This window comes from Microbacterium sp. USHLN272, from assembly GCF_037149655.1.
In the GTDB taxonomy this organism is placed as follows: domain Bacteria; phylum Actinomycetota; class Actinomycetes; order Actinomycetales; family Microbacteriaceae; genus Microbacterium; species Microbacterium galbinum.
In genome coordinates, this window is record NZ_JBBCRA010000002.1 from 299446 (window position 1) to 321808 (window position 22363).

General features: G+C 68.5%; 32 protein-coding genes. 1 reads left to right on the forward strand and 31 read right to left on the reverse strand.

Annotation, left to right across the window (positions count from 1 at the left end):
* Window positions 1-65: 65 nt before the first annotated feature.
* The 12 genes from WFJ97_RS14765 to WFJ97_RS14820 all read right to left on the reverse strand — a co-directional run bounded on the left by WFJ97_RS14765 (window position 66) and on the right by WFJ97_RS14820 (window position 9161).
* Window positions 66-443, reverse strand: coding sequence for a hypothetical protein (locus WFJ97_RS14765; protein WP_336642052.1), 378 nt, complete (start codon window positions 441-443; stop codon window positions 66-68).
* Between the two features lie 78 nt (window positions 444-521).
* Complete coding sequence (locus WFJ97_RS14770) at window positions 522-1310, reverse strand: phage tail tube protein (protein ID WP_336642053.1); 789 nt, start codon at window positions 1308-1310, stop codon at window positions 522-524.
* 78 nt (window positions 1311-1388) lie between these two features.
* The gene (locus WFJ97_RS14775) at window positions 1389-1769 is read right to left on the reverse strand and encodes a hypothetical protein (protein WP_336642054.1); all 381 of its coding nucleotides are present in this window, start codon (window positions 1767-1769) and stop codon (window positions 1389-1391) included.
* The gene (locus WFJ97_RS14780; protein WP_336642055.1) at window positions 1756-1998 is read right to left on the reverse strand and encodes a hypothetical protein; all 243 of its coding nucleotides are present in this window, start codon (window positions 1996-1998) and stop codon (window positions 1756-1758) included. The genes WFJ97_RS14775 and WFJ97_RS14780 overlap by 14 nt, the downstream gene beginning before the upstream one ends.
* Window positions 1999-2007: 9 nt before the next feature.
* Entirely contained in the window at window positions 2008-2343 is a 336-nt protein-coding gene (locus WFJ97_RS14785) for a hypothetical protein (RefSeq protein ID WP_336642056.1), read from the reverse strand.
* Window positions 2340-2921, reverse strand: coding sequence for a hypothetical protein (locus WFJ97_RS14790; RefSeq protein WP_336642057.1), 582 nt, complete (start codon window positions 2919-2921; stop codon window positions 2340-2342). The genes WFJ97_RS14785 and WFJ97_RS14790 overlap by 4 nt, the downstream gene beginning before the upstream one ends.
* 20 nt (window positions 2922-2941) lie before the next feature.
* Window positions 2942-4186 (reverse strand): hypothetical protein, encoded by a 1245-nt coding sequence (locus tag WFJ97_RS14795; protein WP_336642058.1) that lies wholly within the window; start codon window positions 4184-4186, stop codon window positions 2942-2944.
* Between the two features lie 56 nt (window positions 4187-4242).
* Window positions 4243-4752 carry a hypothetical protein gene (locus tag WFJ97_RS14800; RefSeq protein ID WP_336642059.1) on the reverse strand — a complete coding sequence of 170 codons (510 nt, stop codon included), beginning with the start codon at window positions 4750-4752 and terminating at the stop codon, window positions 4243-4245.
* A gap of 73 nt (window positions 4753-4825) precedes the next feature.
* Window positions 4826-5650, reverse strand: coding sequence for a hypothetical protein (locus WFJ97_RS14805; RefSeq protein WP_336642060.1), 825 nt, complete (start codon window positions 5648-5650; stop codon window positions 4826-4828).
* Entirely contained in the window at window positions 5628-6968 is a 1341-nt protein-coding gene (locus WFJ97_RS14810; RefSeq protein ID WP_336642061.1) for a phage portal protein, read from the reverse strand. The genes WFJ97_RS14805 and WFJ97_RS14810 overlap by 23 nt, the downstream gene beginning before the upstream one ends.
* A gap of 13 nt (window positions 6969-6981) precedes the next feature.
* Entirely contained in the window at window positions 6982-8664 is a 1683-nt protein-coding gene (locus tag WFJ97_RS14815; RefSeq protein WP_336642062.1) for a hypothetical protein, read from the reverse strand.
* Window positions 8664-9161 carry a phage terminase small subunit gene (locus tag WFJ97_RS14820; RefSeq protein WP_336642063.1) on the reverse strand — a complete coding sequence of 166 codons (498 nt, stop codon included), beginning with the start codon at window positions 9159-9161 and terminating at the stop codon, window positions 8664-8666. The genes WFJ97_RS14815 and WFJ97_RS14820 overlap by 1 nt, the downstream gene beginning before the upstream one ends.
* Window positions 9162-9310: 149 nt before the next feature.
* Here WFJ97_RS14820 and WFJ97_RS14825 point away from each other — a divergent pair, with 149 nt between their 5' ends.
* Entirely contained in the window at window positions 9311-9859 is a 549-nt protein-coding gene (locus WFJ97_RS14825) for a hypothetical protein (protein ID WP_336642064.1), read from the forward strand.
* Between the two features lie 1099 nt (window positions 9860-10958).
* Here WFJ97_RS14825 and WFJ97_RS14830 read toward each other — a convergent pair.
* The 19 genes from WFJ97_RS14830 to WFJ97_RS14920 form a co-directional block, all read right to left on the reverse strand.
* Window positions 10959-11729, reverse strand: coding sequence for a hypothetical protein (locus WFJ97_RS14830; protein WP_336642065.1), 771 nt, complete (start codon window positions 11727-11729; stop codon window positions 10959-10961).
* A gap of 138 nt (window positions 11730-11867) precedes the next feature.
* Entirely contained in the window at window positions 11868-12680 is an 813-nt protein-coding gene (locus tag WFJ97_RS14835) for a hypothetical protein (protein WP_336642066.1), read from the reverse strand.
* Window positions 12673-12900: a hypothetical protein gene (locus tag WFJ97_RS14840; protein WP_336642067.1), complete on the reverse strand. Its 228-nt coding sequence runs from the start codon at window positions 12898-12900 to the stop codon at window positions 12673-12675. Before WFJ97_RS14840 ends, WFJ97_RS14835 begins: the two co-directional genes overlap by 8 nt.
* Window positions 12881-13174, reverse strand: coding sequence for a hypothetical protein (locus tag WFJ97_RS14845; protein WP_336642068.1), 294 nt, complete (start codon window positions 13172-13174; stop codon window positions 12881-12883). Before WFJ97_RS14845 ends, WFJ97_RS14840 begins: the two co-directional genes overlap by 20 nt.
* Window positions 13167-13367: a hypothetical protein gene (locus WFJ97_RS14850; protein WP_336642069.1), complete on the reverse strand. Its 201-nt coding sequence runs from the start codon at window positions 13365-13367 to the stop codon at window positions 13167-13169. The genes WFJ97_RS14845 and WFJ97_RS14850 overlap by 8 nt, the downstream gene beginning before the upstream one ends.
* Window positions 13345-13821 carry a single-stranded DNA-binding protein gene (locus WFJ97_RS14855; protein ID WP_336642070.1) on the reverse strand — a complete coding sequence of 159 codons (477 nt, stop codon included), beginning with the start codon at window positions 13819-13821 and terminating at the stop codon, window positions 13345-13347. Before WFJ97_RS14855 ends, WFJ97_RS14850 begins: the two co-directional genes overlap by 23 nt.
* The gene (locus WFJ97_RS14860) at window positions 13821-13979 is read right to left on the reverse strand and encodes a hypothetical protein (RefSeq protein WP_336642071.1); all 159 of its coding nucleotides are present in this window, start codon (window positions 13977-13979) and stop codon (window positions 13821-13823) included. The genes WFJ97_RS14855 and WFJ97_RS14860 overlap by 1 nt, the downstream gene beginning before the upstream one ends.
* A complete protein-coding gene (locus WFJ97_RS14865) occupies window positions 13976-14209 on the reverse strand; it encodes a hypothetical protein (RefSeq protein WP_336642072.1) in 234 nt (77 codons plus the stop codon). The genes WFJ97_RS14860 and WFJ97_RS14865 overlap by 4 nt, the downstream gene beginning before the upstream one ends.
* The gene (locus tag WFJ97_RS14870) at window positions 14193-14909 is read right to left on the reverse strand and encodes a hypothetical protein (RefSeq protein WP_336642073.1); all 717 of its coding nucleotides are present in this window, start codon (window positions 14907-14909) and stop codon (window positions 14193-14195) included. Before WFJ97_RS14870 ends, WFJ97_RS14865 begins: the two co-directional genes overlap by 17 nt.
* A 330-nt stretch (window positions 14910-15239) precedes the next feature.
* Window positions 15240-15425, reverse strand: a complete 186-nt coding sequence (locus WFJ97_RS14875) for a hypothetical protein (RefSeq protein ID WP_336642074.1) — start codon at window positions 15423-15425, stop codon at window positions 15240-15242.
* Window positions 15422-15643 (reverse strand): hypothetical protein, encoded by a 222-nt coding sequence (locus WFJ97_RS14880; protein ID WP_336642075.1) that lies wholly within the window; start codon window positions 15641-15643, stop codon window positions 15422-15424. Before WFJ97_RS14880 ends, WFJ97_RS14875 begins: the two co-directional genes overlap by 4 nt.
* Before the next feature lie 2 nt (window positions 15644-15645).
* Window positions 15646-16044 (reverse strand): HNH endonuclease signature motif containing protein, encoded by a 399-nt coding sequence (locus WFJ97_RS14885; protein WP_336642076.1) that lies wholly within the window; start codon window positions 16042-16044, stop codon window positions 15646-15648.
* A gap of 160 nt (window positions 16045-16204) precedes the next feature.
* Window positions 16205-17659: a DNA methyltransferase gene (locus WFJ97_RS14890; RefSeq protein ID WP_336642077.1), complete on the reverse strand. Its 1455-nt coding sequence runs from the start codon at window positions 17657-17659 to the stop codon at window positions 16205-16207.
* Window positions 17656-19458: a DNA cytosine methyltransferase gene (locus WFJ97_RS14895; protein WP_336642078.1), complete on the reverse strand. Its 1803-nt coding sequence runs from the start codon at window positions 19456-19458 to the stop codon at window positions 17656-17658. The genes WFJ97_RS14890 and WFJ97_RS14895 overlap by 4 nt, the downstream gene beginning before the upstream one ends.
* A complete protein-coding gene (locus WFJ97_RS14900; RefSeq protein ID WP_336642079.1) occupies window positions 19455-19796 on the reverse strand; it encodes a hypothetical protein in 342 nt (113 codons plus the stop codon). The genes WFJ97_RS14895 and WFJ97_RS14900 overlap by 4 nt, the downstream gene beginning before the upstream one ends.
* Window positions 19793-20257, reverse strand: a complete 465-nt coding sequence (locus WFJ97_RS14905; RefSeq protein WP_336642080.1) for a hypothetical protein — start codon at window positions 20255-20257, stop codon at window positions 19793-19795. Before WFJ97_RS14905 ends, WFJ97_RS14900 begins: the two co-directional genes overlap by 4 nt.
* Window positions 20254-21021 carry a hypothetical protein gene (locus WFJ97_RS14910; RefSeq protein WP_336642081.1) on the reverse strand — a complete coding sequence of 256 codons (768 nt, stop codon included), beginning with the start codon at window positions 21019-21021 and terminating at the stop codon, window positions 20254-20256. The genes WFJ97_RS14905 and WFJ97_RS14910 overlap by 4 nt, the downstream gene beginning before the upstream one ends.
* Entirely contained in the window at window positions 21014-21991 is a 978-nt protein-coding gene (locus WFJ97_RS14915) for a hypothetical protein (RefSeq protein ID WP_336642082.1), read from the reverse strand. The genes WFJ97_RS14910 and WFJ97_RS14915 overlap by 8 nt, the downstream gene beginning before the upstream one ends.
* Window positions 21988-22362: a hypothetical protein gene (locus WFJ97_RS14920; protein WP_336642083.1), complete on the reverse strand. Its 375-nt coding sequence runs from the start codon at window positions 22360-22362 to the stop codon at window positions 21988-21990. The genes WFJ97_RS14915 and WFJ97_RS14920 overlap by 4 nt, the downstream gene beginning before the upstream one ends.
* Window position 22363: the final 1 nt, after the last annotated feature.

Consider the following 22363-nt stretch of genomic DNA (forward strand, 5'->3'; position numbering starts at 1 on the left):
CCCGTACTCAGATTGGAGCGATGCCCGCAGGGCACCCTCGTGGTGGGCGAGGGTGCCCGCGAGCTTCAGGAGGAAGGGTTGAGGGCCTCGAAGACCGCGAAGACGAACTCGGACGCCTTCGCCGCGCCGACGCGGCCGGTCGATTCGTCGCGCAGCTCGTCGAGGATGCGGCGGTAGTCGTCGCCTACGAGACGACGCAGCAGCGACGGCATGCGGGAGACGTCGTTGGTGTCCTGGACGCCGCGGATGTCGTCGAGGACCTCGAAGTCGTCGAGTGCCTCGTCGGGCACGCGGACCTCGATGCCATCGACGGTGACCTGCTTGCCGGGGACCTTGCGGATCCGCTCGGGCTCGTCGGCCGTCGGGTCGGCGATCTCGATCTCGACGTCGACGGGCTTCTGCTTCTTCTGCTGGTGGTCCTGCGGCTTCTTCGGTGTTGCCATGGTGGTTGACCCCTATCTGACCCCGGGGTGGATGGTGGGTGGGCGGCGTCGGGGTCACGAACGCCGCCCACCGGTGTGTCACGCTGCGGAGCTGTCCGCGGCGCTGGTCTCGGCCGAGTCGTTGGCGGCGTCCGCCACCGGTGCGGTCTCGGCGGTATCCGCCGGAGCGGCGTCGGAGACGGCGGCGAGGATTTCGGCCTTCAGGGACGCGCCCGCGAGGTCGATCTCGTTCTCGCTGGCGTAGTCCTTCAGCTGCGCGACCGTCCACGACTCGTCGGGGGCGGACATCGCGGCGAAGCCCTGCGTGCCGGCGTCGCCGTCGGCTTCGGTGTCGGTCTCGTAGTGGTCGTAGTCGCCGATGATCTCGCCGAGGAACGGGTACATCGCGATGTCGGCGTTGGTCGCGACACGGTCCCCGTTCGGGCTGATCTCGAGGACCTCGATGACGTCGCGCTCCTTGACCGTGACGTCGTCGCTGTCGAACTTGTCGATGACGCACGCGCGCTTGGTCACGCGCTGGCCGGAGCCGCGCGTGGTCTTGCGCACGCCGGCGGTCGTGGCCGACGACTTCTCGACGTAGCGCAGGCCGTTGGTCTGCGCCTTCGTCTCGAGCGCGACGAACGCGACGGTCGTGCCGGGCTCGCTGATGCGGGTGCGCACGACGCCGTTGCCCTGGTAGCCGCGCGATTTCTCGACGGAGCCGGTGAGAGACTCGGTGATGCCATCACCGTTGAGCCAGCCGACGTCCTCGAACGCCGCGTCGAGCTCGTCGTCGATGCTCTCCGGCAGCGGAGTGCCGATGGGAGCGAGGTAGATCGCGTCGCTGTCGGATCCGAAGATCCGCGCGTTGTTCGCGTTCACGGTCATGAGTGTGTCTCCTTGGATTGAGCCGGACATGACCGGCGTCGGAACCCCGACCGGTCGGTCGCGGGTCGCTTGTGTGGGTCAGCGGCGCCCGGCGCGGATGCGAAGGCGCACCGCGAACGTGTACCGGTCCTCGTTGGTGTCGGGGTCGGGGTCGTAGTAGAGCCCGGTGACCTCTTCGACGCCGCGCACGAGCGGCATGGCGGTGTAGTCGTTCAGGAACGCGTGACGCGCCCGCTTCGCGTCGTCTGACGCGGTGACGCTGTCGGCAGCCGTGCAGGTGACGGTGATGATCGGCTGGTCGAGCACGCGGCTGCTCGCTGCTCCCCCGGTGCGCCACGCTCGCGTGAATCGTGAGGGTCGCGGATTCGGCACTTTCGTCGCCACCGGCGATTCGGGCTGTCGGGGCTTCAGGAACTTGACCGCGAGCGTCTCGGCGTCGGGGAGCTCAACGTCCGGCATCGATCGACCTCAGCAGTCGTTTCTCGCGCGCTTCCTGACGGGCGCCCTTGGCGCTGCGCGGCTGGACGTATCCTCGGGCGGTGCGGTGGTGCGGGCGGGAGACGTACTCGAACTCCTCGCCCGCGGCCTCGGCCATGCGGCGCCCGCGGGCGTCGAGCTCTGCTTGCACGGCAGTCGAGGTCATGAGCTGGTTCAGGCCGCGCAGGTTGAGACGAACGACGGTTGCCATGGTGTCCTCCTAGCCATCGACGCGGCGCAGCGTGGCGACGTTCCCGACGGGTTCGCCACGGCGACGCCACTCGCGGGTTTCGCCTTCGACCTGGTAGAGCCTGCCGCGCGCGGTCACGCGTCCCGCGGGTGCGAGAACGACGTCCGGGGGCAGGTAGAGGGTGGGCTCGACGATCACGCGGTTCTGCCCCTCGCGGGGTTCCGACGTGGATCCGGGGTCGAACTCGAAGATGCCGACGTCGACGGGCTCAGCCCAGTCGGTACGGGGGTTGCCGTGAGCGTCGGTTGCGGTGTCGTCGGGGGCCTCGTACTGCACGTACTCGGTGATCTCGCGCATCGTGCTCACCCGCCCTGGGTGACGGTGCCGCCGAGCTTGACCGGGCGGAAGCTCTGGGCGGTGGTGACGTCGGCGGGCGACATCGCGATCTTGCCGCCGACCGCCCAGGCGGCGAACGTGCCGCCGTCGCTGAACGGGCCCGTCGTGTCCTGGAACTGGGTCATACCGGCGCGTGCGCGCTTGTCGAGTCCGAAGGTCGCGGCGACCATCTCGGCGACGGTGGTGACGACGAGTTCGGGGACCTTATCGTCGCCGAACTCGTAGTCGACGCGGACGAAAGGAGCGGCGCACGCGCTGATGGTGAGCATGACGCCGAAGTGGGTGAAGCGGAAGCGGTGCCCGTGGTCGTCTGTCACCGAGTGGACGGTGACGACGGGCGACTCGGGGAGGTGCACCTCGCCGCGGTTCACCTTCAGTCGAGTCGTCTTCCGGCCCGGGGTGAAAGTGCGGCGGGCCTCGTTGCGGAACAGCTCGGATGCCTTTGCGAGGGCAGCGCTGACCTTCATCTGTTCGGAGGAGGTCAGATCACGGCCGAGGGCCTTCACCACATCCGCGCTGGATGCGAGTGGGGTGAATGTCTCAGCCATAGTCTGACCTCCTCCTGGGCTCACGCCGCGGTGATGGCGGGCGAGGTGCCGCCGGTGAACGATCCGGTCGCGGCGACGGTTGCACGCTCGGCGAGCGTGATCGTCTTCGCGTTGCCGGGGAAGGTGCCGCCGGTGACGGTGGCGCCGGAGACGCCGTCGAGCTCGTTGAGCTCCTTGGCGATGTCGGCGTTGGAGGCGTTGTACGCGATCGGGTCGGTGGTCTCGCCATCGATCGTGATCGTGAACGTGCCGCCGGTCGGTGCGCCGGTGATCGTCAGCGTGTAGGTCGGCTTCTCCGAGCCGCCGGCGCCGAAGGTGACCTTGATCGCGCGCTGGAACTTCAGCACGACCTCGTCGTTCTCGTCGCGGACGATGGATCCGTCCTGAGCCTGCTCGGGGTCGAGCACAGCGGTCGCACCGGCGAACGCGTGCACGATCGAACGGTCCTTGAGGTGGTCGCTGTCGTAGTCCCACAGCTGCGTGACGGCCAGGCCGTTCCCGGCCGCGACGCCGCCACCCTTCGCGACGCCGTTCGGCACCGCGGGAGCAACGTTCGCGATCGCGATCGCCGTCTCGTGCACGAAGTACGACTCGTCGTCTCCGAGCGCGTCGAGCTCGACGATTGTCCATCCGCCGAGCTTGCCGACGACGCCCTCGCGGAGCGCTTCGGGCAGACCCGCCGCGTCGACCTCGAGCAGCTTGTCGTGGGTGGCGATCGCCTCCGACACGTCGGCGCCGACCAGCCAGTAGCGACCGGTGAGCGGCCAGTGGGCCTTCTGCGCGAGCTTCCGCGCGCGCACGGCGACCTTGCGGGCGTCCTTCTCGACGGGGTTCGCCGAGTCGACGTTGAAGGTCACACCGAAGACGAACGACGCGACGCGCAGCGCCCCGACGACGATGTTCTCGAAGAAGTCGAGGACGGCCTGCACCTGCGGTGCCTGCACGTCGCGGACGTAGTCGACCTCGTCGAGGGTCTCTTCCTCCGGCGACAGGGCGACGGCGTTGTAGATGTGCCGGTTGAGGGCCACCTGGATCTTCGAGTTCGCGATGCGGTCGACGACGATCGCGTCGTCGCCGCGCCACGGCTTCTCGCGGGCGACGAGCACGGCGGGGCGCTTGATGTTGACGACGTCGCCCTCGGCGCCCTTGAAGTCGGCGATGCCGAACTTGAAGGTGAACAGGCCCGGGGCCTTCACCTGCTTGCGGAGCAGAGCGAGCGCGGTGGCCGCGAGCTTCTGCCCCTTCACGAAAATGTTCTCTGCCACGATGGCTCCTTAGTGCTGGTGTGCGAGGACCATCGCGGATTGCGATGGTCCGGGGACTACCGGGCGGTAGCCGCTGCGACGATGTCGTCAGCAGACATCTCGCCGTCGCCGATGTCGTTCCCGTTGTTTCCCTGGCCGTCGGCGGACGGTGCGGGCTTCGGCTCGGGCAGCAGAGCGAGGATCTCGTCGGCGTGAGCCTCGAGCTCCTCGCGAGTGGAGCCGCGCAGGGCAGATGCGGGAACTTTTCGTTCCTCGAAGCCCTTCGCCTTCGCGATCTCGTCACGGAGGCTCGCGGCGTCATCCTTGGCCTTCTGGTCAGCGATGATCTTCTCCGCGGCATCCGCGCGGGCCTTCTCCCGCTCGAGCTCGGTGCGGTTCGCGTCTTCCAACTCGTCAAAGCGTTTCGCCTTGTCCGCGTTGGAGTTCGCCCGCTCCTCGTTCTTGCGCGAGAGGGCCTTCCACTTCTCAGCCTCCGCCTGAGCGTCGGCGAGCTGCTGCTCGATCGTCTTCGCGTTGGCGGCCTTTTCGGCTTCCTCGGCGGCGATCTCTTCGGGTGTCTTCGGCATGGTTTCTTTCCCCGTTTCGGGTCATGAGAAGGGCGCCCGTTTCGGGTGCCCGCTCCCGCGGGAGTGCGGGAAGTCAGTTCAGGTCGCTGGGACCTGTGAAGTGGTCGGTGCGCCAGGCGAGGGTCGGGCCCAGCTCGCCGTGATCGCGAGTGACGATCAGATCCAGGAAGTCGCTGATCGGGTTCTCGCCGGTGAGCAGGCGTGCGCTTCGGTCGGTCGCGCCGACCTTCGCCTCGACGGCCGCGTGCGTGAGCTCGAGCAGATCGGAGTCGATGATCTGGCCGGGGTCCTGCGCTGCGCGGACGCCACGTTGCCCGCAGTCGCACCCGGGATGCATCGGCTGCAGGTCCTTCGCGAGGTATCGCTGCGTAGAGGCGATCACGCACAGAGCGCAGTTCTCCGCACCGGAGAGCACGCGGAGCGTGTAGTCGAAGCCCGACTCGCTGTACGCCGCGCGTGCCTGCCTGTTCCGTGTCTGCTGAATGTCGGTCGAGACGATCGAGCGGAGCCGGTTCAGGCCCTCCTTGCGTGCCGCGTCGAAGGGCTTTCCGCCGCCGAGCGCCGCATAGGTCGCGACGGCCGGGCGCCGGTAGACCTCCTCCGCCGGCACGCCGCGGTAGTCGATCACCGCGCTCGCGTCGATCGCCACGCGCGCCACGGGGACGCCGTCGAGAGCGGCGAGGCGCTCGATGTAGGCGTTGGTGATCGTCGCGACCTGGACCTGCCCTCCGCGCACCGCCGGGACGATGCGGGACACGAGGCGGTCGATGTCCTCATCGCGCAACTGCGGCGCGCCGATCCACATCGCGGAGGCGTAGGCGAGGACGCGGTCACGCACCGACGTCACCTGCGCCATATAGGCGTCCGTGAGCCGGTCAGGCGTCAGCGTCGTCGCCACTGATCGCTCCTGTCAGCGCCATCATCTGCAGCTGCTCGGCGGCGCGGTCGGCTTCTTCGCGGTCGATCTCATCCGGGGACATGCCCCAGATGTGCTGATCGATCCAGCGCTGAGACTTGCCCGCGCCCTTCGCGGCCTGCGCGGCGGCGGCCTTCTCGGTGAGGGAGATGTGTTCCGGCGACTCGAAGGTCACCTGGATCGTCTCGCCTTCATCGAGGCCGAGGATGCGCAGGGCCGACAGCAGCGCCGCCTCCATCGGAGCGCGGGCTCGGTTAATGCGGTCCTTCGCCTTCTGGATCTCGCCCTTGTGCGCGTTCGCGGCGCCCGCGGCGGACTGGTTCTGCCCCTCAGGGATGAACACGTCGATCGGGGTGCGCATGACGGCGGCGAAGTCGCGCGCGTCCTGCTTCTCCCCCTCGAGCAGGGGACGGATGTCGACGGCTTCGGACTCCCAGACGTCGATGCCCTCGGGGAGGTCGATGAGCGCGCCGGGTGCGAAGTCGAGGCGCTTGCCCCAGTCGATGTCGTTACCCTCTTCGTCCTTCTCGGGCAGGTTCTTCAGCGCACGGGCTTTGAACGCCTGGTAGGCGGTCACGACGAGGCGCTGCAGCTTGCCGAGGTTGATGCGGTCGATGACGTCGATGTGCGGCTCGAACTCCGCGACGCCGTCCTCGTTCTCGACGGCATACACGGGCACGGGGCCGTCGTAGATCTCCGGCTCGCCGTCGGGCTCCCAGCCCTCGGCGATCGTGCCGCGGATGGTGCCGGTCTCGGTCTTCACGTCGCGCGAGAAGCGCTGGCGGATGCCGGGCACCCACACGTAGGCGTAGTCCTTCTTCGCATCGTCATCCCGCCATGCCTTCAGCGCCGCGCGTGCCCGCCACGGCTGGACCGGGTCGGGCGCGGTGATGACGCGCTCGGGCGGCTCGGACGTGATGACGGGTTCGCCGTCGCGGATGCCGGTGATCAGGTATCCGACGCGCACCGACAGCATGAGGCGGATGACGTCGGCGAACACGATGCTGAGGCGGTTGTCGCGCCACACGCGGCGCAGCGCGTCGACGGCGGCGCTCGTGCGCGAGTTGCCGACGCTGACGCCGGTCGGCACGATGCGGCCGGCGAGTGACTGGCAGCCGAGGCCCGCGTAGTTTGTGCGGGCCTTCTTCTGGAATGCCTTCCAGGACGCCTTCGTGTTCGCCCCCATCTCGGGCATGATCGCGTCGCCGCTGGCGTACTTACGCAGCTTCGCGATCGCGGACATCCTGGCATCCATTCGCTGCGCGAGGATCGGCAGCCATTCTTCGGGCGTGGAAGCCATGCACGAACCTCCCTCACCTGAGCTGTCGCGGCATTCGCCGTGTCGTGTTCGCCGTCACCCCCTTGCCGAGGGCGTCGGTTCCTGCAGCGAAGGCGAACATGCACCCGTAGGTGGCGTCGATCTTGCCGTAGTCCTGGTTGTCGTCGGCCTTCTTCAGCACGTAGCCCGCGCGGCGCGGGTCACGGCGTGCGTTGAGGAAGTGCTGGATCAGCGTCGGGTCGCCGTCGAAGGTGACTTCGACCTGCCGGATCGCGGAGTACAGCTGGTCGAACGTCTCGCAGGTGCGCGTGACGTCCTTCTGCCTCCACCGGATGGGCTCTTGGACGCTCATCTTCGCCTTCAGGCGCTTGTGGTGCGCGGCTTCCCACTGCTTCACTTCACCGGCCCATCCGGCGGACGGGTCCGCGTAGTAGCCGACGACGTTGTAGTCGCGGAAGGCCTTCGCGACGGCCTGCTCGATCTCCACTTTCGGCGGCCGCCACCCTTCGCCGCGCGGGCCGTCGGGCTGTTCCCAGACCCCGATGCGGAAGAAGTGGCGCTGCGTCACCGAGTAGCCGATGAGCACCGTCGTGTCGGCGATGTGCTTGTCCTTGCGCCCCTCGGAGCCATCGAAGCCGAGCGTGACGGGCTCGCGCGGTCCGACGACCTTCGTCGTGTCGATGCAGGCGCGGATCTCAGGGTCGGACACGTACGCGTCACGCGCGGCGTCGATCTGGTTGAGGAAGTCCGCGCGCATCACGGCCGGGTCGTTCGCGGTGTCGAAGAAGTCCAGGGCGCCGCGGTGCACGTCGAACCATCCGGGCTCGCACGGCGGATCGTGCAGCAGGCACCCGTCGGGGTGGCCCGAGGAGTCGCCGTATGCGATCCGCAGTCCGTGGACGAGCGAGTCCATGTCGTCGATGCGGGTGTCGGGCGGCGCCGGGCGGTGGTCGAAGTAGATCGAGCGGACGTCTTCGAGGTTGGTGTACTTCCCCGACCGGATGTCGGCCCAGAACTCGAACGACGCCTCGGCGACCGACCGTTCGCCGAGCGTGTAGGCGTTCGGCGTCTCGATCGTCACGCCGCCGAGCTTGGTGGCGTTGTTGCGAAGGGTCTGCGCGAGCTTCACACCGCCGTTGCCCTTCACCCACGTCTCGGTTTGGTCGAGGGATGCGGCGACGGCCTTGAAGCCCTTGATCGAGTTCGGCGAGGAGGTGATCGGCACGATGCGGCCGCGCTCGAGGGCGACGAAGGAGTCCATCGGGTCGAGGTTGAACTCGTCGACCGCGCTCCCCTGCCGCAACATCTCGAGCAGCGGCTCCCAGGTGTTCTTCGTCTGCTCCTCGGTGACGGCGGCGATCGCGACGTAGGGGGTGCGCACCTTCGACCAGGGTTTCGCGACCGGCTGACCGTCGGCATCCCACCCGTCGGGCACGACATCGAAGATCGCCTCGGAGATCATGATGCCGCCGACGAATGGCGACTTTCCCCAACCTCGCGGCCGGATCAGGCTTCCGCGGTGGATCAGGCGCCGCCCCGTGCGCGGGTCGAGGCGGTAGAGCTCGTTGAGGAACTCCTGCTGCTCGACGGTGAGGATGAACGGGTCGAAGATGTCGTCGTCGCCGGCGTCCGGTCGGCCGAGGTACGTCGCCATCTGGTCGGCGACCGTCCATCCGAGAGTCGGGAAATCGTCTTCGTGCTGCGGAACCCAGGGCATCAGGCGGTGTCCTTCCGGGTGATGCCGCGCATCCGCTCTCGCGCCGAGACTGCCCGGTCGACCTTCGTTGCCGTGTCCGCCTCTGCGCCGGTCGCGAGCGCGAAAGACATGCGCAGGCGCGCACGGTCCTCGGGGGTGAAGCCGTACTTCGCCTCCCGCAGCCGCAGCTCGCTGGCGAGCTTGGTGTCGCCTTTCCAGAACTGCGCGTGCAGCATCGCGGTCTCGGCGAGGTACGCCCAGTCGAGCTCGGTGAACTCCGCGGCGAGCGGGTGACGGGCGAGCATCGCCCACCAGTCCTGTGTCGTCTTCGGCCACGTGAAGCGCTTCTTGACGACCGCCGCCTCGCCGTCCTTGTCCTTCCCGAGGACATCGAAGTAGAGGGTGGGGAGCTTCGGTTGCTGCGTCGGCTGGATCTCCACGACCCGCAGCTCGACGACGTCTTTGTTCCGGCGGGCACGCTGAGCGGGATTCTTCGGCGGCCGACCCTTCCCGGGCACTAGGCGACACTCATCTCGGTCATGCGGATCACCACTCCCGTTTCGGGTAATCGGGTGCGATCCGTTTCGGTTCTCCCCGCTATCAGCACAACCCCAACCCCCGGCACGATTCCGCGTGATTCTGCGGCTAAAACCGTTACAATGGGTGGATGAGGACGTGCGAGAACTGTGGGCGGTCGATCGTTGCGAGGAACGCTCAGGCGCGCTACTGCTCGACACGATGCCGCGTCGCCGGTCACCGGGCAGCGAAGCGCCGCACCATCCCTGTCGGACTCACCGAGCGCGAGCGCTGGGTCCGCTGGGCGGCGGACAAGCGCCCCCTGCAGGCCGACGGTCGCGCCGCCTCGAGCACGAACCCCGCGACGTGGACGACCCATGAACGCGCGACCGCATCAACGGCCGGCGTCGGCGTGGGCTTCGTTCTCGGAGAAGGCATCGGCTGCATCGACCTCGACCACTGCATGATCGACGGATCCCCGACCGACGAAGCGGCGGACTTTGTCGCGCGCTACCCGGGCAGCTACATCGAAGTGTCGCCCTCAGGCGACGGCCTGCACATCTTCGGACTCCGCGACGCCATTCCCGGCACGCGGCGCATGGTCGGCGACCTCTCCGTCGAGACGTACTCGATGGGGCGCTACATGACCGTCACCGGGAACGTCTTCCAGCCCGGCGAGCTGCTCCCGCTCGACCGCTGACCCTGTAACGCTTCTCACCGCACGCGGCCCTCTCCGGCCTCGACCCCCAGCGACCTCACCGCGCGCCATGCGAGCGCCGATCGGACGCCTCGCGAGCGCCTGCGCCCCGTGGAGGTGGAAAATCCCCAGATTCGTACACGGGGAAAATCACAGCTCCTCCCCGCGGAGCGGGGACGGGGGGCGGGGGCTCCCCCACCCCCCTCAGGAGCGTCCAGGATGCTGCTCACGGGCTCGGAAAGCCGACGGCGGTCGGGGACGTGAGGCGCGCGCTTCGGCGGCCTCAGACTGCGTCTCCCGGTTGTGGTGCCAATGGCACAGGGTACGGACATCATCGACGGTCGTGCGCTCACCCGGTGACCAGCGGCGGATGTGAGCGGCTTCGAGCTGTGTCGTCTCAGTGCAGCGTGTGCGCGTGTCCCTCAGGATCGCGGTGCATCGGTGGCCGTCACGCGCGAGGCACGCGTCACGGACACGAGCAGGGACATGCGACGGGCGGCTGTTCTCCCAGGCCATCGTGTCCTCCGGTCGCCGCGAGTAGAGTGCGGGCATGGTGCTGAAGTTCCGCGACTGCCTCGTATGCGGGGAGTCTCACGCGCTGCGCCCAGGTGGCCTCATGTCCATCCACACCACCGCGGCGGGCGACAGGTGCGAGGAGGCCCCTCCCCGGGAGCAGAGCCGCCGGGGGGAGCGTCGAACGCGACAGCACGATGCGGGGGGCGTCTCGGATCGGTCCGCTGTGGACACCGAGCTGCAGGCGGCCTTCGATGTCTCGGATGCACGCCGGCGTCGCCAGGACGATCGGGAACCGGCGAGGTTCGACCGGCGCATCTACGCGACTGGTGGGATACGCACAGTCGGCGGCGGAGCACCCGGCGGTGGAAAGCGCAGGTAGCGGTCGGGTGAGCGGCGGCTTACTCGTGCCAGGGGCGTCTCTGCGGGCACTGGGGATGCCGCACGCCCGGGCCTTTCCAGACCCCGCCGCCCACCGAACCGGACGCACCCGGGAACGACGGAAGCCCCGCCGGTATCGGCAGGGCTTCGGTCACAGTTCAGGTGCAAGCACAGCTTAACAGAAACTGCGCCCATACTTCCGGGGTTTTCATTGCGAGTTTGCCCAGATCGTCACGACTGTGCCCACGATACCGACGGCCACAGAGATCGGTGCGGTCCAGAGGAACACCTTCACGTCCTTCCGCGCGTCCGCACGGCGCTGGTAAGTCTCTTTGCGGGACTCGCCCCGGAACATGAACGAGCGGCCTGTGACCCTTTGCGGTGCCTCCTTGATGCCGTCCCACGCCGCCACGATCGCACCCCACGTCGCTGCTACCAGCAGCACGAGGATGAGCGCGTGCGCTGGCAGTGGAAGCGGGACCGCAGTTGAGAGCCAGATCCATGCTGCGATCGCGAGGGGTATCGGGATCAGCCGACGAAGCCACTTCACCGACGGCCAGTCGGGGCGCTGCTTGCCGTGCTTGTACAGGAAGTCGGCGAGGCTGGTCATGATCGGCATCGTCGATCCTGAGACGGCTCCCACCGCCGAGATGGTCGCGCTCGAGCACTGGATCCCGACCGAGATGTCGTTCACGACGCTCTTACCCATCTCGGGCAGGTCCTCGCCCCAGCGGCGCATCTGTACCTGCAAGGTGAGCTGATTGCGATCGGGGACGCCGAGGGCGCGCACCTGGTCTTCGTTCAGCTGGCGGCCTCTCAGCTCGTACGTGGTGATCGTCTCGATGTCGAGCGGGATCGGTACTTCGGTGCCGTGGGCGTAGATCATTTGCGTCAGGACACCTGAGTCCTGCACGATCTGGGGGATCTCCTGCGCCGCGTCGATCAGATCGTCGATGTCCAGGGTGAGATTCCGGAGCATCGTCCCGAACGGGGACGCCCCCACGGGGAACCGGGGACCGTACAGCCAATCGAGCACGGCCTCAGCTCACCTCTCCGCAGCAGTCACCGGCAATCAGATTCGTTCGCATGACGCGATCGTATCGGTCATGCTCACCCATCATTCGCCGTCCTCCCCTGTCGTCGCACGCGGGCGCCCCGCGCGCTGCTTCATCGACTGGTCGTACTTCACCCGCACGATCTCGGACCGGCGGAACAGGGTCGTGCGCCGGCCGGCAACGTAGATCGTCCCCACCGGGGCGATGAGCTCGCTACGCACCCACCGGCGCAAGGTGTTCGCCGATCCGGCCTCGCGCTCGGCCTCATCCCGGTTGAGCAGCTGATCACCCCACTCGGGGATCGCTTCGATCTCCTCCGCCGTAACGTCGTGCTGCCACTCCGGCTCACCCTTCACCCGCCGTTCGGGTCCCCACTTCGCCATCGCGTCGGCGACGGTCCAGAATCCGCGGATGCCGTCGATGACGAGCGAGCGATCGAGCCACCCTTCACCGAAGCGGGTCATGTCCTCAAGGTCGTTGGCGATGTCGTCGAACGCCTCGTCGATCGTCCGGCGGCCGGTGAAGCGTCCCCACGCGACGAGCGTGTGCGACACGTCGCGGATCGCGTCGAGCAGGTCAGCGTCGATCGGGGCTGGCGCCTCGACCGATCCCCCACCGCCGGGCTGCTTATCCGTCGGCGTCGCCTTCATCGGGTCAGCGAGCGAGTCCAGGCGCCCCATCATGTCGTCGACGTCGCGGATCAGACGGCGGGCCCGGCCGTAGCAGCCAGCGCAGATCAGGACGCCGTCGCGGGCCTCGCGCGGTGCGCAGCCCGTGCACGGGAACGCGCCCTCGTAGTCGGGTCCGCTGAACTGGCAGGCGGCGTAGTGCTCGCCTCGGCGGACGCACCCTCGGATGCAGTAGCGGTCAGACATCTCGTTCTCCCTTCATGTCCGGCCAGATCTCGTCGACGATCGCGCCGACGAGCACGCTCACGTCGATCACGCCGTCGACGACGAACAGGTCGCCATCCGCATCGTGCGGCACGACGTGCGTGACTATCTCGTCCTCCGGAGACTGAACCGCCGCCTGGACGAGGCTCTCCGTCAGCGCATCCCACACCCGCGTCTTGAGCTCAGCCTGTTCGAGAATCACTGCTCTCCTCCTCGTTGCTCGTCCGCTCCGCCGCGGTTGCTTCTTGCGCATTGCGCTCACGGACGACGTCCGCTTCCGCGACAGCTTCGGCGAGGGCTTCCGCATGCGTTTCGAACGCCGACGTGCACCCGCTGATGAACTGCTCCGTCTCGGCATCGAAGCGGTCCCACTCCGCGATCCACCGGAGTTCGGCGGGCCAGACTTCGTCGGGTTCGATTCCTTCGTCGTCGGATGCGTCACGGCGTCTGACGATCGCCTTGAATCGCTCAGCCACGGGTCGGTCCTTCCTCGGTGACGTCCGCAGACGTCTGCACGCCGCCGAAGACAGCGACCGCGGTGTCAGCCAGCCTGCGCACGAGCTTCGAGAACTGCTCCTCGCTCAGCGCGCCGTTGCCGCCGTCGTATGCCTCGTCGGTGAACGCCTTCTCGAGCTGCTCGACCAGGTCAGAACGGTGTGTCGTCGCCATAGGTCCATTCCCCATCCGCGGGCGGCTCCGAGGTCGCCCACTGCTGTTCTTGCTGCGCCGGGGCGGATGCCGCCGGTCGCTGTCCATCGGTGCGCGCGGCGGCGCGGGTGACCTGCGCCGTCGCGTAACGGAGGCTCGGGCCGATCTCATCGACCTCGAGCTCGATCGCCGTGCGCTGGTTCCCCTCGCGGTCCTGGTACGAGCGCTGACGGAGACGACCCTGCGCGATCACGCGCATGCCCTTCGTCAGCGTTCCCGCGACGTGCTCGGCGAACTCCCGCCAGCACGAGGCCCGGAGGAACAGCGCGTCGCCGTCCTTCCACTCGCCGTCCTTCAGCGTCCGCGGCGTGCTCGCGATGGTGAAGTTCACCACCGGGAGGCCGTTCTGCGTGAAGCGCAGCTCCGGATCCGCGGTCAGGTTGCCGACGACGGTGATCACGGTCTCGCCGGCCATCAGCGGTCACCACCCATCACGGTCGTCGACTTCGCGCCGGCCTTCGGTCTGCGGAACGCCGAACGCACCGCGCTGACGACGATCGCGATCGCCAGTGCCGCGACGATGACGGATGCCGAGATGGCGCCCACCCACGCGAGGATGTCCCACGGGTTCATGCTGTCTTCCCCTGTTCTGCGAGCCACTTCTCGCGTTCACCGGCGAGGTACCGCCGGAGCTGTTCGGTCTTCTCTTGGAATGCCTGCGCGAGAGCGTCCTTCACCGGCAGGGCGAAGATGCGCTCCCGGCGGAGGCGGCGACGACGTACAGGCGACGCCTCGAGGTCCGCGATGAAATCGGCGAACCACTCGTCGCTGAGTTTCCAGTCGGGCTCAGAAAGGTGTGTCATCCCACTCCTCCTCGGTTTCGTCTTGCTGCTCGTGCTCGTAGTAGGTCGTGAGCTTGTCCTCGTAGACCCGGCGCTGCATCCACTCGTCGCGGAGGAGACGCCTGTCCCTGCAGGGGCCGCACTTCTTCGTTCCCGCTCCCCGGGGCATGTGCTCGTCGCAGAACATCGGCGGGGCATCCAGCACGGCCGGACGTTCGGGGCGCTCTGGCGGCGTCTCCCGGTCCTCCTGCACGGCATCCCAGGCGGCGGCTCGCGCTGCGTCCTCCGCCCGCACCCCGGCCCGCGCCCGCTCCCGCGCGCTCCCCCGCGCTCGCCCGCGCCCGCCCCCACCCATAGCCACGGAGCGTCCATGGAGAGCACTTGGCGGCTCCGGTGTGCGGATCGTCGTTCCGCGCAGGTCGATCTTCAGCGGGTGCAGCAGCAGCAGCCACTCGACCGTCTCCCGCGTCTCGGGATCCGGTGCGAGGAACGTCGTCAGGAACCCGGCCTCGGTCAGCAGCACCAGGTGCTCGAACACCTCGTCCGGTGTCAGGTCGAGCGTCGGATACATCGCCGACGAGATCGACCTCGTGTCGAACCGTCCCCGGCCGTGCGGGTCGAGGTTCAGCCACAGCCACATCGCCGACGGCTTCGCGACGTCCGGCACGTCGGCCAGCGTCTCGAGGTCGGCGGGGCTGATCATGCGTTGCTTGGTGGACATCGGTTCCTCTCGCGAAGCCCCGGATGCACGCGGCCAGGGCAGAATTCAGGTCTTCGGGCTCGACGGTGAAGCACTCGGTGTAGCCCTTCCCGCCGGGGCCGAGCACGTGCTCGGCGTCCGCCCAGGAGTCGAACGCGGCCGGGAAGATCCGGCGCAGCACGCGCAGCGCCTCGCGCTCCCACGACGCATCCGTGCCGCGCTGGCACACGATCGGGTACCAGCCCCGGTCGAGCCACCGCTGCACCCGCGACCACGCCCAGGCGCGGCCGATCTTCAACGTCATCGACTCCGGATGCCAGACGACATAGGTCATGGCGTAGGTCGGCATACTCATGCGTCCTCCAGGTCGATCTCGTGGACGGTGAAGCGCTCCCGACGGCCGACCGCGGCGGTGAGTTCGCGCTCGTCGCGCGCGATGCTCTCGGCCTCGCCCTCGGTCCAGAACATCTCTCCGTCGGCGATGATGCGCGGCTGACCGGATGCCTGGTTCCACTCGATGACGATCCAGCGCTTCATCGCCCACCCCCACTGACGAGGTTGCTGACCATCGAGCGCACTGACTCTGCCATCGCGGTGATCGCGGCGGCGACCCGCGGGTGCTCCCGCTCCCAGTCCTCGAGCATCTCGCGCCGCTCGCCCGGGGTGCGGCGTTCGATGCGCCGGATCGCGGCATCCGCCGCCCGGTCGATGCGCGCCTGCACGCGACGGTTCGCCTCGTCGATTTCCCGCTGCACGTTCATCGCGTTCCCACCTGTCCGCTCGTCATGAGGAGAGTCGCCGTCGACTCCGTGATCTCGGTCCACCAGCGACCGAAGGTGTCGGGCTCGGTGAGGTACAGCACCCAGCCGATGCCGAACCGGTACGCCGGCCACCACTCCGGGCGGGCCCAGCGCGGGACGGCGAAGCCCTCGGCGATCGCCGCCTCCGGATGCTCCGTCTTCCACGTGTGACAGGTCGGGCACAGGCACTGCAGGTTCGTGATGACCGTGTTCCCCGCCTGGCGGTTCTGACGGTGATCGCGCTGGATGCCGAAGGCGGTGCAGCGCACGCATTGTTCGCGATCGCGGAGCGTAGCCAGGTCGTAGGCGGCCTTCTCATCGGCGGCCGACGGCTTCGGCGCCTTCGGGGCGATCATCGCTTCTCCTCTCGGTGGCAGTGGCACGCATGCGGGTGGGTGGTCGGCAGGTGGTCCCGGACGGTCGAGTGGCCGAGCGGGGTCCAGCAGCAGGCGCGGCGGCACGTCGTGCGCTGCTCTCGGGGCTGGGTGGCCGGGCTCGCCCCCGGGGGCAGGTGCTTCACGCCGCACCGCCTTCCCAGTCGCCGAACATCGACGGCTGCAGCGGCTTCCGTACCCGGGCGAGGATCAGCGGCAGGTGCACGGCCTCGTACTCGATGAGCGTGCAGTCCATACCCTCGAGCAGCGCGGCCTCGCCGGTCGTGCCGGAGCCCGCGAACAGGTCGAGCACGTGACCGCCGCGCCGCGTCACGAGTCGGACGAGCCAGCGCATCAGGTCGAGCGGCTTCACCGTGGCGTGCGCGACGCCGTCGACCGTGGGGCGCTCGGAGCCCGGCGCCTTCGCCTCGTACCGGAACGTCGGGAAGAACCGCGACGCCCCACCCCGATCGCCGTAGAACGCAGGCTCGCCGACGAGACCGCGACGCGCACCGTAGGCGACCCCGGCGTCAGTCGGCTCACGCAGCGTCGGGCCGGATGCCTTGCCCGCGCCGCCAGTGTCCGGCGCCTGCCGATCGAGCACCGCCGCCTGCGACTCGTCGAGCAGCACGTTCGACGGGAACCGCCCGTGCGTCGATTCCCCCCGCCGCTTGGCGCCGTTCAGACCATCGCCGAAGGCGGTGACCGCTCCTGTGTCTCCATCTGCGCCGAGGAACTCCCCGGCGCCTCCGGCGATGCCGACCCGGCACGCGTCGATGTTGATCGCTCCGGTGCCGTAAGCGAGCACGTTCGCCGCGACGGTGCCGGCGAGCGGCTTGCGGGCGACGACGATCGGCTCGAATGCGGGTTTCAGTGCCGTGCCCCAGCCGTCCCAGGAACGAGCTTCGGGCGTAGATGCGGTAGTGATGTCGCGATTCCCGTCGCCCATCACGCGAACTGCACCGCGGCCTGTTCCGATGCCGGTTGTGCGAACGCCGACCTTCTCGCGTTCGGCCTCAGCGATGACGTCGTTCCACTTGTCGCCATCCATCCCGAGCAGATCGCGGAGGGCGGGCCACCACTTCGCTGACGGGAACTGGTGATGCTCCCAGTTCCACACCGCGCCCGAGTCGGTGCCGACGACGTGCTCCGCGACATCGCGACGGCTCAAACCTGCCGCCTCTCGGGCGGCGATCAGTTCGAGCTTGAACTCTTCGTGCCGTCCGACGCCGGGGCGCTTGTCGATCGCCTTGCCGACGTCGAGCGACTTCGGAAACCCGGATCCGTAGAGCCAAGCGATCGAGTCACGGACCTCGAACCCGGCGTCCTCGATCGCAACCGCGATGCGGTGCCAGGTGCGGGTGCCTCCGAAGGCGAGCAGGTAGCCGCCGGGCTTTAGCACGCGGTATGCCTCGCGCCACAGATCCACCTCGTACGCGATGCCGGTGGAGTCCCAGCCCTTCCCCTTGAAGCCGAGCTCGTAGGGCGGGTCGGTGACGATCGAGTCGAACGACGCGTCGGCGAGCGTGGGAAGTACGTCGCGGTTGTCGCCGTGGAACAGGCGGAGGCCGCCGTCCTCGTAGTGAAGCGTCATCATGCCACCGCCAGGAGGAACTCGGCGACGGCGTGCCCGAGGTCGCGCGCTGCCGGGGGCGTGACCGCGTTACCGGCCTGCTTGACCTTGTCGCGCTTCGATCCGAGCAGCAGGTAGTCGGCGGCGAAGCCCATGCCCGCCTGGATCTCGTGCGGTTCGAGCATCCGGAATCCAGCGTCTTCGACGTCGAGGCTGATCGGTGCGCTCGGCTCGATGAGCGACTGGTGCCCGCCGGTCGTGAGCGTGCGGATCGGCTCGGTGACCGGCGTGGACATCTCCGCGCCGCCGAGGTTGTTCCGCATGACGAGCGCCTGAGTGGTCGCGGTGGTGGCCGTCGGCAGGGGCTCGGTGACGGAGCGCGCGCGGTTCGCGTGCGTGTTCGTCAGGACGAGTGCGTGGTGGTTGCCCTCGGCGCTGACCGTGTCGATCGGATGCGTCGCGGGCTTCGCGACGCCGTGGTTCCGCAGCGGCACGAGCAGCCCGGTCTCGTTGCGGGTCGACTGGGTGCGCAGCGGGTCGGCGGCGGATGCCGCGCTCTTCCCTTCACGACCCTCGACGGGGATGAGCAGCGAGGCGTGGAGTCCGCCGGCGACGACGGACGGCAGCGGGTCGGAGATCGGGCGGGAGCGCGAGTCGTCGGCGCCGCTGAGGTTGTTGACGATCAGCGCGTGGTTCGCGCCGTCAGCGACGACGGTCGGCAGCGCGGCCTCGAGGTCCTGCGTCCGGTCGCGCTGTCGGAACTGCGCGAGGAACGCGGGCGGGATTGCGAGGCCGTGCTCGGCGCTGCCGGTCTGCACGGGCATCGGGGCGTCGAGCTCGGACACGCGAAGGTAGTTCGATCCCGTTGTCACGCCGTCGTACGTGTTCCCGGCGGCCTTCGCGACGATCGGCGCCCAATGCCGTTCGATGCCGCGGCGGATCCGCTCGACCGTCTTCGCCGCGAGTGGCTTCGCGCGGTCGCCGATGCGCGGGGCGGGCAGCGACCAGTCGATGATCGACGCGGCGGGGAGCCATCCGGGCTCGACGACCTGCCAGCACTTCGGGCACCGGTAGAGGTACTGGGCGCGGTATCGGCCCCACTGCTCGGTCTTCTTGAACGCCTGCACGGCCTGGATCTCGCCGTGCTCGAGGCACAGCGCCATCGGGCTGGTCCACTTCGCGACGTTCGGGCCGGTGAGACCCTTCTTCTTCTTCGCGAGGTCCTCGCGCCACATCACGATGTACATGCGGTCGCGGGACTGCGGGGCCGGGAGCCCGCCGATCTGCGCGTGCATGCTGTTCAGCCACGCGAACTGCATCCGGTAGCCGAGCTTCTCCATCGCGAGCTGCCAGGCCGGGAATTGATCCCACCGGTACGCGTCGACGACGTTCTCGAGGATGATCGCCATGTACCGGTGGTGCTCGGCGAAGCGCGGGATATCCCACATCGTCGCGCGGGACCGGTTCGCGGCCTCGTCGGGCAGCGGCGCGGTGCCGTCGAGCTCGAACAGCGCGAGGTCCTGCTGGCGCTGCCGCTTGATCCCCTTTGCGATCGAGTGGTTCGTGCACTCCGGCGATCCCCAGAGCACGTGCGTCTTCGGGAAGTACCGCGGGTCGACCTGGCTGATGTCTGCCTGCGAGTGGTCGGTGTCGGGGTGGTTGACCTGGTGCGACTCGATCGCGAGCGCCCAGTGGTTCGCCGCGATGACGACCTTGTATCCGGCGGCGACGAGGCCGCTCGACGAGCCGCCCGCGCCGCAGAACAGGTCGGTGACAGTGAGGCCGTTCCACGGCACCTCGGGGTGCTTATATCCGACGTTCATCGGTCGGTTCCTTCCATATCGAACAGAGCCGCCTCGTCGTCCTGTTCGGGCGCGGTGACGGGCGAGAAGGTGGGGCGGCCGAACTTCCACTCGACGGTGTGCGTCGGGGTCGGCAGCTCGCCGCGGCGGAACGTGTCGAACATGCGCAGGGCGATGTCGATCCACGGGGTCGGGCAGGCCGAGTCGATCGAGAACATCAGGGCTCGCTCGGTGGTCATTCCCGCCATGTGGTAAGGCCCGGGAGCGCCGACGACCTTGAACTCGGGGTGCCAGAGGTGCGCGTATCGCATCCCGGAATCGGTGACGCCGCTGATGACGACCGGCTGCGCGGCGCTCATCGGTGCTCGCCTCGGAAGTTGGCGTTCAGGGAACGCAGGATGTCGATGTCGCGGCCGATGGCGCGGTCGTAGTCGCGGGCGTACTCGAGCAGCAACCAGGCGTCGTCGCGGGCTTCCTGCGCTGCGCGCACGCGGTCGTCGGTCGCGCGGGCGAGGTCGCGGCGCTCCGTCATCGGCATCCGCGGGTACTCGGTGAGGAGGTCACGGGCACCCATCGCGAGGGCGATCGTCAGCTCTTGCTCGCGCTTCGTGAGCGCGTTGCGGAGCTTGTTGAGCGCCTTCGGTGCGCGGGCGGTGACCTGGCGGGCGTACTGCAGGGCGCCAGCGCACTGCACCGGCGTCGGCAGCATCCGCAGGATCTCGTCTTCGGAGAGGTCCGCGAGGTTGAGCGGCACGAGTTCGATCTCGGCGGCCGCCTCGTCTTCCTCGACGACCTCGCCCGTGTTCGGGTTGATGTTCACCGGCGGCGTCCCCTCTTGCGTGCGGCCGCACGGCGGTCGGCGCGGTTTCCGGCCGGGGGCAGGTAGTCGCGCGGCTCGGCCTTCCCGATGCGCTCCGCCGTCACCCGCGCGCCGTCGGCGATGTCCAGGTCCGCCGACTCCCCGGGAGTGACCGGAGACCATGCTGCGGCGGTGATTTCGCGGCGGCGGTCGGTGAGCGCCTTGTGGAGCGCTGTGCCCTCCGCGTTCGGCTTGAACACGCGGGCAGCGCGGGCAGCCGCGTCGACGTCATTGATCTCGTCGAGCGTGGTTGCTCCGGCGATCGCTGCCGCCCAGTCGATCGGTTCGGCGGGCTGCTCGGCGACGCTCGTGGAATCGGCGATCGCCGTGCTCTCGGTGACGCGGTCGTCGGCTTCGTCTTCGATGCGGACGTTCCCGAGGAGCTCGCGGAAGGTCTGCCGGTAGCCGACCATGCGCACCGTGCGACCGAAGTGTCGCATCGGCGAGCGGAGCCATTTCCCCGCCCACTCGCCGGATGCTTCCGGGAACTGCTCGTCCCAGCGGATCGTGACGGTCGTCGGGATCCGCACCTCCTTGCGATACACGGAGACGCGGGCGAACTGCGGGTGAGCGCCGTCGGCATCCGGGGTCCAGGCTGCGGTCCAGGTGATGCCGTCGTCGGAGAACTCGACCTCGCCGGTGCCGTCCCATAGACCGGAGCCGTTGACGATGCGTTCGACCTCGGCGATCGTCTTCACTTCGGGGATCGTGATGGGGTCAGACATTCTCGGCCTCCTGGAAGCGCAGCGACGTGCGGCGTGTGGTCTTCGGGTACTGCTGCTTCGCGGATGCCTCGAGCAGTGCGAGCTCGACGCGGAGCATCTCGGCGTGCGCGTGGGCGACGGGGTCGGCTGCGCGCCACCTGACTTCGTCAATCGAGGTGGACTCGGTGACGATGCTCTGGAATCCGCCGTCCTCGGTCATGCCGATCGCACCGAACCGCTCGGCGTGCGGAAGCGTCGCGATCGCCTTCTTCACGGCGTCGTTCGCCGCCTTCTCTGCGGCGACCGCGGCGTCGAGCTCACGCTTCAGCGGCGCCCAGGCCGCCTGCGCGGCCGCGACTTCCTCCGGCAGGTCGTCGGTGTCGGGGCATCCAGCGTCGCGCCAGGCGAGGAACTTGTCGGCACGGTAGATCAGGAACGCCAGCAGCTCGTCGTCGGGGTCGTCGACGAACTGCCAGTCCGCGCCGCCGACGGGCGGCATGTCGTCCTCGTCACGGACCTCCGCGCCGTAGAGGCCGAACTCCGCGCCGAGGACGTAACGCTGCCAGACGAGCTGCGCGCGGTGGTCCTTCGGGAAGGGGTCACCTTTGTAGCCGTGCTCGTGGGACTTCACCTCGGCGACGCACAGGCCGCCGGCGAGAAGTCCGAGGGCGTCGGGGGTAGCGCGGTGGCGGTCGTTCTCGGCCGCCGCCCACAGGCCCGCGTTCGCGATGACGTAGTCGAGCTCGTCGATCGCCTCAGCGACCAGCGCTTCCTCGCGTGCGGATCCCGCCCGGGTCGCCTTCGTACCGCCGAAGGACGTGCCGTTCATCTTCTGTTCGAGGATGCGGCGCCACGTCTTGATGCCGCCCGTGGCGATCGCCCACACTTCGGAGGCGGTGACGCCTTCGCCGCGCTCGAGCATCCACACCGTGCGGGGTGCGTCCTCAGGAACGATCAGCTTCGCGGTGATCGGGAGTTCTGCGATGCTCATGCCTGGTCCTCGCCGTTCACCTGGATCGTGATGCCCTCTTCGTGCATGCGCCGCACGGTGTCGGCGAACGGGTCACCGACCCCGAAGTCGAAATCGAGGGTGCCGTCGCCGGTGCGCTCGGCGCGAGTGCGCGCCATGATCTCGAGCACTTCATCACGGTCCTCGGCGTCCTGGATCGGCTCGATGAACAGCACTCCCGCGATCGGGGTGACCTCTCCCCCGGCGGTGTAGTCGATCTGCTTCTTCGCGGTGTCGACGACCATCACGATCAGATGGCGGCGCTCGGGATGCTGGACGAGCGATCGGTGCAACCGCTCCATCCCGTTCGCGTCGAACTCCTTCGGCAGTGCTGCGGACAGCTTCACGGTCATG